Source organism: Streptomyces actinomycinicus (assembly GCF_016741775.1).
In the GTDB taxonomy this organism is placed as follows: Bacteria; Actinomycetota; Actinomycetes; order Streptomycetales; family Streptomycetaceae; genus Streptomyces; species Streptomyces actinomycinicus.
This window is the reverse complement of the sequence record NZ_JAERRK010000002.1, coordinates 325919-342055: the sequence shown is the minus strand read 5'-3', so window position 1 is coordinate 342055 and position 16137 is coordinate 325919. Positions and strand designations below refer to the sequence as shown.

9 protein-coding genes are annotated in these 16137 nt (G+C 73.5%); 8 read left to right on the top strand and 1 reads right to left on the bottom strand.

All coding sequences use genetic code 11. The features are described 5' to 3' along the window. Nucleotides 1–3 precede the first annotated feature (3 nt). From JK359_RS05520 to JK359_RS05485, 8 genes are all read left to right on the top strand, one after another. Nucleotides 4–2058: a serine/threonine-protein kinase gene (locus tag JK359_RS05520; RefSeq protein WP_201832198.1), complete on the top strand. Its 2055-nt coding sequence runs from the start codon at nt 4–6 to the stop codon at nt 2056–2058. 163 nt (nt 2059–2221) lie between these two features. Continuing rightward, a complete protein-coding gene (locus JK359_RS05515) occupies nt 2222–4717 on the top strand; it encodes a serine/threonine kinase C-terminal domain-containing protein (RefSeq protein WP_201832196.1) in 2496 nt (831 codons plus the stop codon). 162 nt (nt 4718–4879) lie between these two features. Beyond that, a complete protein-coding gene (locus JK359_RS05510) occupies nt 4880–6565 on the top strand; it encodes a serine/threonine-protein kinase (RefSeq protein WP_201832194.1) in 1686 nt (561 codons plus the stop codon). A gap of 56 nt (nt 6566–6621) precedes the next feature. Beyond that, nucleotides 6622–8361, top strand: a complete 1740-nt coding sequence (locus JK359_RS05505; RefSeq protein ID WP_201832193.1) for a serine/threonine-protein kinase — start codon at nt 6622–6624, stop codon at nt 8359–8361. Between the two features lie 77 nt (nt 8362–8438). After that, complete coding sequence (locus JK359_RS05500; RefSeq protein ID WP_201832192.1) at nt 8439–10145, top strand: serine/threonine-protein kinase; 1707 nt, start codon at nt 8439–8441, stop codon at nt 10143–10145. 51 nt (nt 10146–10196) lie between these two features. After that, nucleotides 10197–11432, top strand: coding sequence for a serine/threonine-protein kinase (locus tag JK359_RS05495; protein WP_236677318.1), 1236 nt, complete (start codon nt 10197–10199; stop codon nt 11430–11432). A gap of 126 nt (nt 11433–11558) precedes the next feature. Then, the gene (locus JK359_RS05490) at nt 11559–13172 is read left to right on the top strand and encodes a succinic semialdehyde dehydrogenase (protein WP_201832191.1); all 1614 of its coding nucleotides are present in this window, start codon (nt 11559–11561) and stop codon (nt 13170–13172) included. Nucleotides 13173–13200: 28 nt separating this feature from the next. Next, the gene (locus JK359_RS05485; RefSeq protein ID WP_201832190.1) at nt 13201–15006 is read left to right on the top strand and encodes a GMC family oxidoreductase N-terminal domain-containing protein; all 1806 of its coding nucleotides are present in this window, start codon (nt 13201–13203) and stop codon (nt 15004–15006) included. A 661-nt stretch (nt 15007–15667) separates the two neighbouring features. Here JK359_RS05485 and JK359_RS05480 read toward each other — a convergent pair. Continuing rightward, nucleotides 15668–16033 (bottom strand): chorismate mutase, encoded by a 366-nt coding sequence (locus JK359_RS05480; protein ID WP_201832189.1) that lies wholly within the window; start codon nt 16031–16033, stop codon nt 15668–15670. Nucleotides 16034–16137 lie beyond the last annotated feature (104 nt).

Here is a 16137-nt window from a genome sequence, read left to right as displayed (position 1 = left end):
CGCATGTCGGAGGCGGAGCGGGCGGGCACACCCCGTCAGGAGACTCGTCGGGACAAGAACGAGCGGCGTCTCCTCGCCGGGCGGTACCGGCTGGGAGACGTGCTGGGCCGCGGCGGGATGGGCACGGTCTGGCGCGCCGAGGACGAGACCCTGGGCCGGACGGTCGCCGTCAAGGAGCTGCGGTTCCCGTCGAACATCGACGAGGAGGAGAAGCGGCGTCTGATCACACGCACCCTGCGTGAGGCCAAGGCGATCGCCCGGATCCGCAACAACAGCGCGGTGACGGTCTTCGACGTGGTCGACGAGGACGACCGGCCCTGGATCGTCATGGAGTTGGTCGAGGGCAAGTCCCTGGCCGAGGCCATCCGGGAGGACGGCCTGCTGGAGCCGAGGCGCGCCGCCGAGGTGGGGCTCGCCATCCTCGACGTGCTGCGCTCCGCGCACCGGGAGGGCATCCTGCACCGGGACGTGAAGCCGTCCAACGTGCTCATCGCCGAGGACGGCCGGGTGGTGCTCACCGACTTCGGTATCGCGCAGGTCGAGGGCGACCCGTCCATCACCTCCACCGGCATGCTCGTCGGCGCCCCCTCGTACATCTCCCCGGAGCGGGCCCGTGGGCACAAGCCGGGGCCGGCGGCCGACCTGTGGTCCCTCGGCGGCCTGCTGTACGCGGCAGTCGAGGGAGCGCCGCCCTACGACAAGGGTTCGGCCATCGCCACGCTCACCGCGGTGATGACCGAGCCGCTGGAGGAGCCGAAGAACGCCGGACCGCTGCGGGACGTCATCTACGGTCTGCTGACCAAGGATCCGGCCAAGCGGCTCGACGACGCCGGGGCCCGGGCGATGCTCGCCGCGGTGCTCCGCGCGCCCGAGCCGGAGCCGATGGATGCCACGCGGGTGGTGCCGCTGCCGGCGCAGCCGGGTGAGTCCGGCGGCAAGCGGGGCGAGGAGGCCGGCGAGAAGCTGCGCGGGGCGCTGCGTTCGGTCCGCAAGGCGGCGGGGGCCGCCACGGCCGCGGCGGTCCGCACGAAGAGCGGTGGGACGGCGGAGCCGGGTGCGGGCGGTGCCCTGGGGGCCGGCGGCGCGGCCTCCGAGACGGCGCGGTCCGGTTCTTCCAGTGGGCCGGGCGCCGGATCGGCTCCGCGGTCCGGGGCGCCGGCCACGGATGCGGCGGGCGCGGCGAACACCGCAGCGGCCAAGCCGAGTTCCGGGTGGCCCGTGGTGCCGCCGCCGGACCTGGACCTGCCGCCGCGGCCGGTGCCGAGGGCGCCGCTGACCGACGTGGTGCCCAGGCGCACCTTGGTGATCATCGCCGTGCTGGTGGTGCTCGCGGTGCTCGGGACCGTGCTGGCCTTCGCCTTTAGCGGCGACGACGATAAGGGCGGCAAGAGCAGCGGGGCCAAGTCCGCGGCCAGTGCCCGGGCGACGACCAAGCGGGACAAGCCGGCCGACGGCGGCAAGGAGACCGGGAAGCGGACGGACGGCAAGAGTTCGGCGACCACCGGCTCCGGTCCGGGCTCGGACTCCGCGGCCGACGCCGGCGGCAGCGAGTCCGCCGACGACTCCGAAGCGTCCGGCTCGTCCGGCTCGTCCGGCTCGTCGGGCGCCAAGGACGGCGGGAGCGCGCCCGTGGTCTCGACCCGCAAGGGCGGCCAGGGGTACTCGGTCGGGCTGCCGGAGGGGTGGAAGTTCCAGAAGAGCGGGGCGACCGGTGACCGTTACACCGGCCCCCGCGGGCAGAAGCTGCTCGTCGCCTGGACCAGCACGCCCAAGGGCGACCCGGTGGCGGACTGGAAGAACCAGGAGCGCTACATGATCCGCTCCGAGTACCGGAAGATACACATCGAGAAGGTGGACTACCGCGGCTGGAACACCGCCGACTGGGAGTTCACCTATACCGACGGCGGCACCAGGTACCGCACGATCGACCGGGGCTTCGTGGTGAACGCCCACCAGGGGTACGCGCTGATGTACACCGCGAAGGACGCCGACTGGACCAGCGAGCTGCGCAAGGACACCTGGAAGACGTTGACGAAGGCGTTCGAACCCAAGTCATAGGCCGCACACGCCGGTTTGGTGCGTGAGAATCCGTCATCCTCTCATTGCGGGTTGCCTGCGGCACGTATCGTGAATGGTTGCGGACCGTACGCAGCCGCATGCGTGTGCGAAACGGGCCGTGAGGCGAACGGATGTGACCGACCGGGCGGCCGGGGGAGGCAAAGTGGACGACTACGCGGGTCGGGTGCTCGCCGACCGCTACCGCCTGCCACTGCCGCCGTCCGACGAGTACGAACTCACCGAGTCCCGCGCCTTCGACACCTACAGCGGTCAGGAAGTCCTGGTCCGTCAGGTGCCGTTGCCGGAGGTGGTCGAGGCCGAGGTGCTCGACGCGGAGGGGCTGCCCGAGGGGTTCACCGCGCGGGAGCGCGGGTCCCGCCGGGCACCGGAGGCCAGGACGGCCACCCGGAACCCAGCCGATCCGGCGGTGCGGCGCGCCGTCGAGGCCGCGCAGGCGGCGGCCCGGATCCCCGACCACCCGCGCCTGGACCAGGTCTTCGACGTGTTCGCCGAGGGCGGGTCGCTGTGGATCGTCAGCGAGCTGGTGGCCGCCCGTCCCTTGGCCGCGCTGCTCGCCGAGCAGCCGCTGACGCCGTACCGGGCGGCCGAGGTCGCCTCCGATGTGCTCATGGCGCTCCGGGTGCTGCACGCCCACGGCTGGGTGCACCGCAACATCACCGCCCGCACCGTTCTCGTCTGTGACGACGGCCGGGTGATGCTGACCGGACTCGCGGTCGGCGCGGCGGAGGAGGCGCTGTGCGGGTACGACCCGGTGCCGGCCCCGGAGGGCGGCGCACCGGGCGCCGACCCCGGCATCCCAGGTGTCCCCGGCGGGCCGGTGGGTTCGGGTGGGGCTGCCGGTCCCGGTACCCGGCCGGGCGGTGGGGCCGGCGGGCCGGCAGCGGACGACGTCGATCCCGAGGCGGCGCGCCGGGCGGCGATCCAGGCACGGACCGCCGGCGGCCTGCCGGCGCCGCCGGCGAACGGAAGGTCCGCGGCGTCCGGTCAGACGGGCCCCCGCGCCCTGGAGAGCGGGGCGGACATCCGGGCCGCGCGGGCCGGGGCCATCGCCGCGTACCGCGCGGGCGCCCGAGCCGCCGCCCGGGTGCACGAGGCCCAGCAGAACGGCCGGGCCGCCCTCCCCGGAGCCCGCCGGCCCGCGGAGGCCGAAATCGGCACCGACACCGGCACCGGCCTCGCCCACGGCACGGCAGCGCCGTTCCCCGCCGAGTACCCCTCCGCCGATGCGGGCGCCGCGCAGCCGCCCGGGCGGATCGCCGACCCCTACGGCGTGCGCGGCACCCCGTGGCACGGCGCCGCACCCCGCACCGGACCCGGAGCCACAACCCCGGCACTGGGCGGCCCCGAGCCGGTGCCGGCCCGTTGGGACGAGCAGGGAGGCGGACGGCGGGAGCCCGGTACCGCGCTGGCGGCCGAGCGGGCGCGGCAGGTACGGATGACCGTCGTGGGACCGGTGACCGAGCGATGGGCACCGGAGCAGGCCGGGCCCGTGCACGAGAACTGGCAGCTGGCGGCGCCGATCGGTCCGGCCACCGACCTGTGGGCACTCGGTGCGCTGCTCTTCCGGGCGGTGCAGGGCCATGCGCCGTACCCGGAGGAGACCACGGCCGAGCTGGTGCAGCTGGTGTGTGCCGAGCCGCCCGCCTTCGCCGAGGAGTGCGGCCCCCTGCGCCCGGTCGTCGAGTCGCTGCTGCGACAGGACCCCACCGACCGGCTGGACTTCGAGGAACTGGGCGGCTGGCTGCGCTCGTTGGTGCGCTCCGCGCCCGAGCCGGACGCCGGTACCCATGTCATCCCCGTGCCGCCCGCCGACCCGCGCCGGCTGCCCATCGTCCGGCGACGCGGCGAGCTGGTGCGCAGACGGCGTGCCGGGCTGTCCGCGGCCCATCCGCACGGCCGGCACAAGCGGGCCCCGGAGGGCACCGGCTCCCCGCGCGGTCTGGGCCGGACCCTGCTCCTGCTGATCCTGCTCCTGCTGGCCGGCGCGATCGCGTACGCGATGCTGTTCATGCCGAAACAGGGCGAGAGCGGAGCCGCGGGCAGTGGCCGTACCGGCACCGCCGGGCAGGCGAGCCCCGCGCCCTCGCACACCCGGCAGCCTTCCGCCGGGCAGAGCGCACCGGACGGCGGTCCGTCCGCCACCGCGCCCGCGACCGAGACGCAGACCGGCGGGGACCCCTCCGTCGCCGACGGGTTCACCCTCCGCAAGGACCCGGACGGCTTCCGGGTCGCCGTCGCCGAGGGCTGGGACCGCACCCCGAAGAACGGCCGAGGTCAGGTGGTCTACGGGCACGGCAGGTTCGAGCTGATCGTCGTACCGGGCCGGGACGGCGCGTCCGGGTACGGCAGCGACCCGATGGCCTACCAGCGGGACAAGGAACGCGAACTCCAGCCGTACCGTGACTCCAGCTGGGCCACGGCCACCGGCCTGCGGACCATCGAGGTGGGTGGACGCACCATGGCCGAGGGGCAGTTCACCTGGACCGACGGGCAGGGGCGGGACCTGTACGTGCGGAACATGGCGCTGCTGCTGAACGGCCGCTACCACGTCATCCAGGTGCGCGGCCCGGAGGCCGAGCGGGACGAGGTCACCCGGCTGTACGAGCAGGCTACTGCGACGTACCGCTACACGGGTTGAGCAGCGTGTGCACCACGGCGGGCCGGGCCGGCCCGGTTCCCGTTCTCGCGCGGAAATGACCATCGTCACAGTGCGGTTTCCTTGGCACCCCGCTTGTTCCCAGTTGCGGGGCCGGTCCTTACGCTGACCCTGTCAAGAGCATTGCGGGGCAACGTGAATCAGATGCAGGGCCTGCTGATAGCGGGCCGCTACCGACTCGCCGATTCCATCGGCAGCGGCGGCATGGGCCGGGTGTGGCGCGCCCACGACGAGGTGCTGCACCGGACGGTCGCGATCAAGGAGTTGACCGCAGCGCTCTACGTCTCCGACAGCGACCAGGCCGTCCTCCTCGCCCGTACCCGGGCCGAGGCGCGGGCCGCCGCCCGCATCAACCACTCCGCCGTCGTCACCGTGCACGACGTGCTCGAACACGACGGACGTCCGTGGATCGTGATGGAGCTGGTCGAGGGCAGTTCGCTCGCCGACGCGGTCAAGGAGCGGGGCCGCGTCGAACCGGCCGAGGCCGCCCGGATCGGGCTGTGGGTGCTGCGGGCGCTGCGCGCCGCGCACTCCGCCGGCGTGCTGCACCGGGACGTCAAGCCCGGCAACGTCCTCCTCGGCTCCGACGGACGGGTGCTCCTCACCGACTTCGGCATCGCCCAGATCGAGGGCGACACCACCATCACCCGCACCGGAGAGGTCGTCGGCTCGGTCGACTACCTCGCCCCCGAGCGGGTCCGCGGTCACGACCCCGGCCCGTCGTCCGACCTGTGGGCGCTGGGCGCCACGCTGTACACGGCCGTCGAGGGACGCTCGCCCTTCCGGCGCACCTCACCGCTGAGCACCATGCAGGCGGTCGTCGAGGAGGACGCCGACGAGCCCCGCCACGCCGGCCCCCTCGGGCCGGTCATCGCCGCGTTGCTGCGCAAGGACCCCGCTCAGCGGCCGGGCGCGGAGGAGGCGGAGCAGATGCTCGCCGAGGCGGCGGAGGGCCGTCGGCCGAGCATGGCCCAGGCCTTCGTACCGACCCAGAGTTCGGGCCTGCGCACCTCCGGGGCGGACAACCCCGGTTACGGCCGCCACGGTCACCCGGCCGGGGACGCCGCCCACGGAACGCCGGCGGGCCCGGGCCGTTCCGGGACCGGGCCGACGGCCGTCGCGCCCACGCCCGTCCCCCCGGGGCCGGCGGGCGGCAGCGCCGGGGCACGGCCCCGGCGCCGGCTGCGCACCCTCGCCGTCGTCGTCGCCGCGGCGGCGGTGCTCGGCGGTGGCGGGGCGGTGGCCGTCCAGAAGTGGGGCGGCCTGGAGCACAGCACCGGGTCGGGCGGGGACACGAACCCGTCCAGGACGTCACCCGCCGGGGACGACACCGCCTCGCCGAACTCCGGGGGCATGGTGCCCGCTTCGTGGAAGCGGTACGACGACGAGTGGGGCTTCAGCATCTACCTCCCCGAGGGCTGGTCGCGGAAGGTCGTCGGTGTGCCCGGCGAGATCAAGCAGGTCGACTACACGCCCGACGGCGGCAAGCACTTCGTCCGTATCGCCCTCGACAGCTCACCGGACTTCCCGGACGCGAACGAGCACCAACTCGACCTGGACGACCAGCTCAGCCGGCGGCTGGTCGACTACCACCGGGTCCGGCTGGAAAAGAACCTCTACCGCGACCTCGACGGCTCCGTCTGGGAGTACACCTGGACCGCGCAGGCGAAGGACACGCCGTTCCCGGGCCCGCGGCGCGCCATGGAGGAGACGTACGTCTCCCGGGACGGCATCGAGTACGCGATCTACATCTCGTCGCCCGCGGCGGACTGGGCGCAGACCAGCCGGCAGTTCGCCTCGGTCCTGCGGGGCTGGCGGCAGCCGCAGTAGCCGGGTGACGACCGGATTTCGAGGACGCGGACGCCCGCTGGGGCATGATGGGGCGCATGGGGACCGAGGGAGCCGGTATTCGGCTGATCGCGGGCCGTTATCGCCTGGAGGAACGCATCGGGCGCGGCGGCATGGGCGTCGTGTGGCGGGCGAGCGACCAGCTGTTGGGCCGTCAGGTGGCGGTCAAGGAACTCCTTTCGGACGATTCGCTCCCGGACGAGGACGCGCGTCGTCGCCGTGACCGCAGCTTCCGTGAGGCCCGTGCGGTGTGCCAGTTGCGGCACCCGCACATCATCGTCGTGCACGACGTGGTGGAGCAGGACGAACGGCCCTACCTGGTCATGGAGTTGATCGACGGCGGTTCGCTGGCCGACCGGATCGCCCGGCAGGGCCCGGTCGACGCCGCCGAGGCCGCACGGGTCGGCATCGCCCTGCTGAGCGCGCTGCACACCGCGCACGAGGCGGGGGTGCTGCACCGGGACATCAAGCCCGCCAACGTCCTGATCGAGTCCGGCACCGACCGCGTCGTGCTCACCGACTTCGGCATCGCGCAGGTCGCGGGCGCCACCACGCTCACCGAGACCGGCTCCTTCGTCGGCTCGCCCGAGTACACCGCGCCGGAGCGGATGTCCGGGCTGCGCACCGGGCCGGAGTCCGACCTGTGGTCGCTGGGCGCGCTGTTGTGCACGGCGCTCAGCGGTGAGTCGCCGTTCCGGCGCGACTCGCTCGGCGGCATCCTGCACGCGGTCGTCGCCGACGAGATCCGTCCGCCGGCCGAGGCCGAACCGCTGCTGCCCGTCGTCCGCGGGCTGCTGGAGCGCGATCCGGACCGGCGGCTGGGCGCGGCCGACGCCGAGCAGATGCTGCGCACGTACCTCGAGACCGGCCGGACACCGGTCGCGCCGGGCGCCCCGGGTGCGGCGGCGGGCGGGCACGGCAGCGGACGCATCCACCGGATCGGCGGCAACCGGGCGCCGAAGGCACCGGCGCCGAGGAACCCGGCGCCCTACACGCCGACCCAGCGGGACATCCCGCGCGGCGGACTGCTGCCGGCCGGTCCGGCGGAGTCCTCCCCCGTGCGATCGTCCCCGCGCGGAGTGCTGATCGCGGCGCTGCTCGTCGCCGCGCTGGCCGGCGCGGGCGTGTCGGCCGCGGCCCTGCTGGCGCACCGGGACGGCGGCGGGGGCGGCGCCCCCGGCGGTACGGCGACGAGCCCGGCGACCCGCACGGGTACCGGCGGCAAGGGCGGCACGGAGGGTACGAGTCCGGGCCCGGCGAAGACCGGGACGCGGCCGGCGCCGACGTCCACGTCCGGCACACCGCGCCCCACCGGCACCGGATCGCACACCGCGCCCTCCGGCTACCGGACGGCCCGGGAGCCCGCCGGCTTCTCCCTCGCCGTACCCGAGGACTTCACCCGGAGTCCGCAGGGCGAGCGGGTCTTCTACCTCTCGCCGGGGGAGACCTTCCGCCTCGGCATCAAGGTCGGCGTGCCCCAACCGGGCGGCCCGGAGGGGGTGATGAACCGGTCGGCGGCGGGCGGAGCCACGACGAACCCGGGTTACCGCGACGGCCGGGTCGTCCGGACCACGCACGCGGGACACCCGGCCGCGCTCTGGGAGTTCACCTGGGACGGCTTCAGCACGCCGGAGGGCCCCCGCCACACCTTCGACCTGTGCTGGGAGGAGGGCGGCCTGCTCTACGACGTGTGGGTGTCGGCGCCGGTGGGGAAGGTGCGGGAGGCCCGGGAGTACTTCGACGTCGCGGTGGACACGTTCTCCGTCACGGGTGTGTGACCGGTCTCCGTCACGGGTGTGTGACCGGTTCGCCGTCCCTGTGGCTGCGGGCGCCGGGGGCGCGGTAGAGATGACGCATGAGCAGTGACGGGGGAGCCGGCCACCGGGCCGACGACACGACGAGTTTTGTGCTGCAACCGCCGAGACCGCGACCCGCGCCGGACGGTGCGGCAGGTCCGCTGCCGGCCGGTGTGACGGGTCCGGTGTCGGACGGTGCGACGGGTCCGGTGCGGGCCGGTGTGGGCGATCAGGTGCCGCCCGGCTCCACCACGCCGGGCCCGGAGGCGGGCCGGCTCGTCGCCGGACGGTACCGGCTGCTCGGCAAGCTGGGGCACGGTGGCATGGGCACCGTATGGCGGGCCAAGGACGAGGCGGTGGACCGCGAGGTCGCCGTCAAGGAACCCCGCATACCGGACCACCTTCCCGAGCGTGAACGGGCCAACGCCTTCGAGCGGATGCGCCGCGAGGCCCGCGCGGCGGCCCGGCTGGACCACCCCGCGGTGGTGAACGTCCATGACGTCGCGGTCGTCGACGACCGGCCGTGGATCGTCATGGAGCTGGTGCACGGTCCCACCCTCGGCAGCGTGCTGCGCGACGGCACGCTGGACGCGCGCGAGGCGGCCCGGATCGGCCTGCGGGTGCTCGGCGCGCTGGAGGCGGCGCACGCGGCGGGCGTCCTGCACCGGGACGTCAAGCCGGACAACATCCTGCTGGGCCGGCACGACCGGGTGGTGCTCACGGACTTCGGGATCGCCTGGATCGAGGGCGACACTCGGCTGACCGACACCGGCGGCTTCGTCGGCTCGCCCGAGTACATCGCGCCGGAGCGTGTGCTCGGGCAGCGGCCCGGCCCGGCGAGCGACCTGTGGTCCCTCGGCGTCGTGCTCTACACGGCCACCGAGGGCGTGTCACCGTTCCGCCGCAGCAACACGCCGGCCACCCTCCAGTCCGTCCTCAACGCGACGCCCGCCCCGCCCGCGGCGGCCACGGGCCCGCTGGCCGAGGTGATCAACGGCCTCCTTCACAAGGACCCCGCGCACCGGCCCACGGCGGACCGGGTCCGCGCCCTGCTCCAAGAGGCGGCGAACCCCCCGGCGCCCCCGGCTCCCACGCCCCCGCTCCCCGCGCCCCCGGTGCCGCACCCCACCCCGCCCGTCGCCCGCTCCCGCCGCCGGCGCCGCATCGCCTGGCTCGGTGCCGGTGCGGCGGCGGTCGCGGCGGCCGTCACGGCGTACTTCGTGCTCGCCGATCCCTTCGCGGGCCCGCTGCCCGACGGCTGGGTGAAGCGACCGGAGACCAGGCTCGGCGTCACCCTCGCCGTCCCCGCCGGCTACCAGGCCGTCCGTCCGGAGAAGGACGACAGCGACAGGGACTGGGTGACGTACGGGGACTGGAGCGGCAGCCTGTGGATCCGGCTGCAACTGGTGCGCAGGTCGGAGGACTCCCCGGACCGGATCAAGTCCAGCGCGCGGGCCCAGATGTACGACGACAACGAGAAGTTCAAGAGCGACGGCGACTACGACCTCCACATGGGCAAGGCCACCAGGACGGTCCCGGACACCGACGCCACCTTCCGTGGCCGGCAGGCCGCCGGCAACACCGTCACCTACCCGTCCGACGGTTCGGAGGTCCGCCCCCGCGAACTCCGGATCTTCTACTACCGCACCAAGTCCGGTGACATGTACGAACTCGCGGTCTCCTACCCCGCCAAGGGCGACTTCACGGCCCGGGGCCGGGAGGTGGCCAAGGCGGCGATCGCCAATCTGGACATCACCAAGCCCTGATACCGGCTGCCCGCTTCGACAACCGTGTGGTGCGCACGGTACTCATGGGACATGACCGAAGACGGCGAACTCCCGCCCGACGCACGTCTGATCGGCGGCCGCTACCGGCTGACCGGACGCATCGGTTCCGGACCGAGCGGAACCGTGTGGCGCGCCCGGGAGGAACGGCGAGAGGGCCTGGAACACGGGGAGCGGGAGCGTCCGCGACACGGCGGCGATCACGGAGGCCGCCGGGACGACGGGGGCCACGGACACCACGGACGCCACGCGGAGCGCCCGGAGCGCCCGGAGTACGTGGAGCGCCCGGAGTACGTGGAGCGCGCAGAGCCCCCGGAGTACGCGGAGCGCCCCGAGTACGCGGAGCGCCTGGTCGCCGTCAAGGAGCCTCTGCTGCCCGGCGATCCTGTCGCCGACGAGGAGAGCCGGCGCATGGCCCACCGGCTGCACCACGAGGCCCGGGCCGCCATGCGGGTCCGGCATCCTTCCGCCGTGACGGTCCACGACGTCGTCACCGAGGACGGAATCCCCTGGATCGTCATGGAGCTGGTGGAGGGCGAGTCCCTGCGCGAGGTCCTGCGGCGCGGACCGCTGCCGCCCGCCGAGGCCGCCCGCATCGGGCTCGCGGTGCTCGGGGCGCTGCGCGCCGCCCACGCCGTCGGCATCGTGCACCGGGACGTCAAACCGGCCAATGTGCTGCTGGAATCCGGTACCGGGCGGGTCGTCCTGACCGACTTCGGCATCGGCGCCGGGCACGCGGAGGAGTCGCCCCCGGGGTTCGTCGCCCCCGAGCGTGCGGCGGGGCCCGGCGCGGGCCCGGCCTCCGACCTGTGGTCCCTGGGCGCGCTGCTCCGCGCCGCCGTCGGGGGCCCGGACGCCGCCTCGCCGGCCGCACCGGGCGTACCAGCAGCTCCGGGAGTACCAGCGACTCCGGGGGTACCGGAGGTACCAGCCGCACCGGGCGTACCAGCGGCTCCGGGTGTACCGGCGGCACCCGGCGTACCGGCGGCACCGGCACCCGGCGTACCGGACCCCCTGGAGCCCATCGCCCCGCCGGACCCCCTGGGCGCGCTGCTGGACCGGCTGCAGGCCGACGAGCCGGCGGCACGGCCGCACGCGGAGGAGGTCTCCGCCGCACTCCGCGACTACCTGGGCCTCACCCCCGTACCGGAACCCCGCCCCCAGCCCTCCGGGGCCGCCGGACCCGCCCCGGACCCGGCGCCCACGCCCCGTCGCACGCCCCTGGCAGCCTTGGGCCTGCTTCTCGCGAGAAAACCCGGGACCGACTGATCGTCACCCCGTCAACGCCCTGATCAGCACATTTGCTGCCAGTGATCACTGGCAGCGTGTGAGCATGCCGTGAATCCGCGTTACCGACGGGTACACAAAGGCTCCGCTGCGGCATACCCTGCGCGCATGACGGACACGCAGGCCTCGGACACCGCCGGTACCAACCCGCTCGCGCCCACCCCCGAAGGCGCCCGCACCGCCGCCGACGTGGTCACCCCCGAGTTGGTGGCCCAGCTCACCAAGGGCGTCGTCGGCTCCGGCCGGACCGCCAACCACACCCCGTTCACCGGCGAGAAGCTGGCCGACCTGCCCGAGTCCACGCCGGAGGACGTCCAGAAGGCCTTCGAGGCGGCCCGCGCCGCCCAGGCCGTATGGGCGAAGACCCCGGTACGGCAGCGGGCCGCCGTCCTGCTCCGCTTCCACGACCTGGTGCTGGAGCGGCAGGCCGAGGTCCTCGACCTCATCCAGCTGGAGACCGGCAAGGCCCGCCTGCACGCGCACGAGGAGGTGCAGGCCGTCACCGTCGCGGCCCGCCACTACGGCCGCCGGGCCGCCGCCTACCTGCGTCCCAAGCGGCACGCCGGCGCCATGCCGACCCTGACGAAGGTCACCGAACTCCGGCACCCCCGCGGCGTGGTGGGCCAGATCGCCCCCTGGAACTATCCGCTGGAGCTGTCCGTCGGCGACGCCCTGCCCGCCTTCGTGGCCGGCAACGCCGTGGTGATGAAGCCGGACACGGAGACCTGCCTGACCGCCCTGTGGGCGCGCGACCTGCTCATCGAGGCCGGTCTGCCCGACGGCGTCTTCCAGGTCGTGCTCGGCGAGGGCCCGGTCGTCGGCCCGGAGCTGGTCAAGCACGCCGACTACGTCTCCTTCACCGGCTCCACCCGCACCGGCCGCGAGGTGGCCCAGGGTGCCGCTGCCCGCCTGATCGGAGTCTCCCTCGAACTCGGCGGCAAGAACGCCATGCTGGTGCTCGAGGACGCCGACATCGAGAAGGCCGCCGCCGGAGCCGTCCGCGCCTGCTTCTCCTCCGCCGGCCAGCTGTGCATCTCCATCGAGCGGCTGTTCGTGCACGAGTCGGTCGCCGACGCCTTCCTGGAGCGCTTCGCCGCCCGCACCAGGGTCATGCGGCTCGGCAACTCCCTCGCCTACGGCGCCGACATGGGCTCGCTGGTCGGCGAACGCCAGCTGAAGACCGTGGAACGGCACGTGCAGGAGGCCGTCACCAAGGGCGCGAAGGTGATCGCGGGCGGTGTGGCCCGGCCCGAGATAGGCCCGTACTTCTTCGAGCCCACCATCCTCGACGGCGTCGAGGACTCCATGTCCGTGTGCGAGGAGGAGACCTTCGGCCCGGTCGTGTCGATCTACCGCTTCAAGACCGACGAGGAAGCCGTCGAGCGTGCCAACGCGACGCCGTACGGCCTGAACGCGTCCGTGTGGACGAAGAACGCCCGCCGCGGCCGGGACGTCGCCGCCCGCCTGCGCACCGGCACGGTCAACGTCAACGAGGGCTACGCGCCCGCCTACGGCAGCGTCCAGTCCCCGATGGGCGGCATGAAGGACTCCGGACTGGGCCGCCGCCACGGCTCCGAGGGCATCCTCAAGTACACGGAGGCCCAGACGGTGGCCCAGCAGCGGCTGCTGCCGATGGCCCCCTCGCTGGGGATGGACGACGAGAAGTACGCCCGGTTCATGAGCACGAGCCTCCGGGTCATGAAGGCATTCCGGTTCCGCTAGAAACGCCCGTTCTCGACGAGGAGAGCACGTGTCGCAGGAGAAGTCTGTCCAGACCCGGGACGAGGACGGGTACGACTACGACGTCATCGTGGTCGGATCGGGGTTCGGCGGCTCGGTCACGGCCCTGCGCCTGACCGAGAAGGGGTACCGGGTGGGCGTCCTGGAGGCCGGCCGCCGCTTCACCCGCGCCACCCTGCCGAAGAACTCCTGGGACCTCAGGAACTACCTGTGGGCGCCGAAACTCGGCATGTACGGCATCCAGCGCATCCACCTGCTCGGCAACGTCATGGTGCTGGCCGGCGCGGGCGTCGGCGGCGGCTCGCTCAACTACGCCAACACCCTCTACGTACCGCCGAAGGCCTTCTTCGACGACCCCCAGTGGCGGGACATCACCGACTGGCAGGAGGAGTTGAAGCCGTACTACGACCAGGCCCAGCGCATGCTCGGCGTCCGGCTCAACCCCACCATGACCCCCTCCGACGTGCACCTGAAGGCCGCGGCCCAGCGGATGGGCGTCGGCGACACCTTCCACCTGGCACCGGTGGGCGTGTTCTTCGGCGACGGCAAGGACGCCGACGGGAAGACGAAGGCCGGGGCCGGTGAGCAGGTGGAGGACCCGTACTTCGGCGGTGCCGGTCCTGACCGGAGGGCCTGCACCGAGTGCGGCGAGTGCATGACCGGCTGCCGGCACGGCGCGAAGAACACCCTCAACGAGAACTACCTGTACCTCGCCGAGAAGGCGGGTGCGGTCGTCCACCCCATGACCACGGTCGCGTCCGTCACGGACGACTCGCAGGGCGGCTACGCGGTCGCGACCCTGCCGACGGACCGGAAGAAGAAGGACAAGGGCCGGATCTTCACCGCCCGCAGGGTCGTCATCGCGGCCGGCACCTACGGCACCCAGACGCTGCTGCACCGCATGAAGGCCGGCGGCCAGCTGCCCCACCTGTCCGCCCGGCTCGGCGACCTCACCCGCACCAACTCCGAGGCGCTGGTGGGCGCGCAGACCGATGACCGCCGTTACCGCAGGGCGACCGGCGCACCCCGGGCGGACTTCACCCGCGGTGTCGCGATCACGTCCTCGATCCACCCCGACGAGAACACCCACATCGAGCCGGTCCGCTACGGCAAGGGCTCCAACTCGATGGGCGGCCTCTCCATCCTCCAGGTGCCCTACGCCGAGGGCTCCTCCAGGGCGCTCGCCTGGCTGGCGAACGCGGCCCGGCACCCGGTGCTGGTCGCCCGCTCCCTGTCCAACCGGCGCTGGTCGGAGCGGACCATCATCGGCCTGGTCATGCAGTCGCTGGACAACTCGCTGACCACGTTTCTGAAGCCCGGGGGCGTCGGCAAGGGCCTGCTGACCGCCCGGCAGGGGCACGGTTCGCCGAACCCCAAGCAGATCAAGGCCGCCACCGAAGCGGCCTCCGCGCTGGCCGCCGAGATCAACGGCTTTGCCGGCAGCAACGTGGGCGAGCTGATGGGCACCCCGCTCACCGCGCACTTCCTCGGCGGCTGCCCCATCGGCGACTCCCCGGAGACCGGCGTGATCGACCCGTACCACCGCCTGTACGGCCACCCCGGCATCTCGGTCGTGGACGGTGCGGCGGTCTCGGCGAACCTGGGCGTGAATCCCTCGCTGACGATCACCGCGCAGGCCGAGCGGGCCATGTCGTTCTGGCCGAACAAGGGCGAGGAGGACCCGCGGCCGGCGCCGGGGGCGGCGTACGAGCGGCTGAAGCCGGTGGAACCGCAGGCGCCGGTCGTCCCGGCGGAGGCGTTCGGCGCGCTGCGGCTGCCGTTCCTGGGAATGCCGGCGGTACCGCCGAAGAAGTGAGGGACCGGGACGGCACTCGACGAGGTGAGGGACCGGGACGGCACTCGACGAGGTGAGGGACCGGGACGGCACTCGACGAGGTGAGGGACCGGGACGGTACCGAGGGACCTGCATCCCCCTCCGAAGGCAGGTCCCTCTCACCGCTTTTCTTGATCCGGCAGGTTTGATCAGCGAAAAGCGAGAAGGGTTGCTCCGGATGTCCGGGATATTCGTGTGACGTGGGTCACGCTCGAGTGGTGGGGTGTCATCTCATGGGCGTGACGAAGGGCCCCGCGGGACGGAGAGACCGCGGGGCCCTTCTTCCGGTCAGCACCGGCGTCAGGGCAGCGCCGGTGCCAGGGAGCGGCGCCGGGGGGTTGCGCCGCTTGTTCGTGCGCCCTGTGGTGGGCGGTCTCGACCTGGCCATGTGCAGTTTTCCGCCGGCCGGCCCCGGGCGTCCCCGGAGCCGGCCGTTCTCTTGGGTGACCGGGCTGCTGTCCCCTGCCGTCCGGTCACTTTTCCGGGGCGAGGTCCCACGACGTACGGCACGACCCGTACGTCTCATCGCCCCAGCGAGCCACGCGTGGTTCTTCGGGCCCGCCCCTGGCTGGCACGGACATCCCCCTCAACGAAGCGGTGCGCGGGCCGGTCACGCGCCGTACGGGTGAGAGCTGGTCCGAACTCAGATGCGACCCCGGCACAGCTCCAGCAGCGTCATGGCGAGGCCGGTGCCGGGCCTGCCGAGGGCGTCACGGTAGCGGCCGAGGATCTCCATCTCGCGGGACAGGTGCACGCGCCGGCCGCCGGAGGCGAGACGGGTCTGCTGGACGACGGCGGAGACGGCCATCCGTTCCTGGATGAGACCGATGATCCGGTCGTCCAGCGCGTCGATGCGCTCACGGGCGTCGGCGATGGCCGCCTCCGGGGAGGTGGCCGCCTTCGGGGAGGTGGCCGCCTTCGGAGTGCCGGTCGGCTCGGCGGTGGCGGCCGGCTTCGGCGGGACGGTCGCTTCCGGGGTGGTGGTCGCTTCCGTGGCGGTGGTGGTCACGTCGGGCTCCTGGATGGGTCGCTTGATCGGAGGTGGATGCCCTGGAACGACAGAACCCGGAAAACGACAGGCGCCCCGGGCCTTGTCGGCCCGGGGCGCCTGGG

Bases quoted from the DNA above. Each gene is read 5' to 3' on its own strand.
- JK359_RS05520 (WP_201832198.1), top strand. From the start codon at position 4: ATGTCGGAGGCGGAGCGGGCGGGCACACCCCGTCAGGAGACTCGTCGG.
- JK359_RS05500 (WP_201832192.1), top strand. From the start codon at position 8,439: ATGAGCAGTGACGGGGGAGCCGGCCACCGGGCCGACGACACGACGAGT.
- JK359_RS05495 (WP_236677318.1), top strand. From the start codon at position 10,197: ATGACCGAAGACGGCGAACTCCCGCCCGACGCACGTCTGATCGGCGGC.
- JK359_RS05510 (WP_201832194.1), top strand. From the start codon at position 4,880: ATGCAGGGCCTGCTGATAGCGGGCCGCTACCGACTCGCCGATTCCATC.
- JK359_RS05490 (WP_201832191.1), top strand. From the start codon at position 11,559: ATGACGGACACGCAGGCCTCGGACACCGCCGGTACCAACCCGCTCGCG.
- JK359_RS05505 (WP_201832193.1), top strand. From the start codon at position 6,622: ATGGGGACCGAGGGAGCCGGTATTCGGCTGATCGCGGGCCGTTATCGC.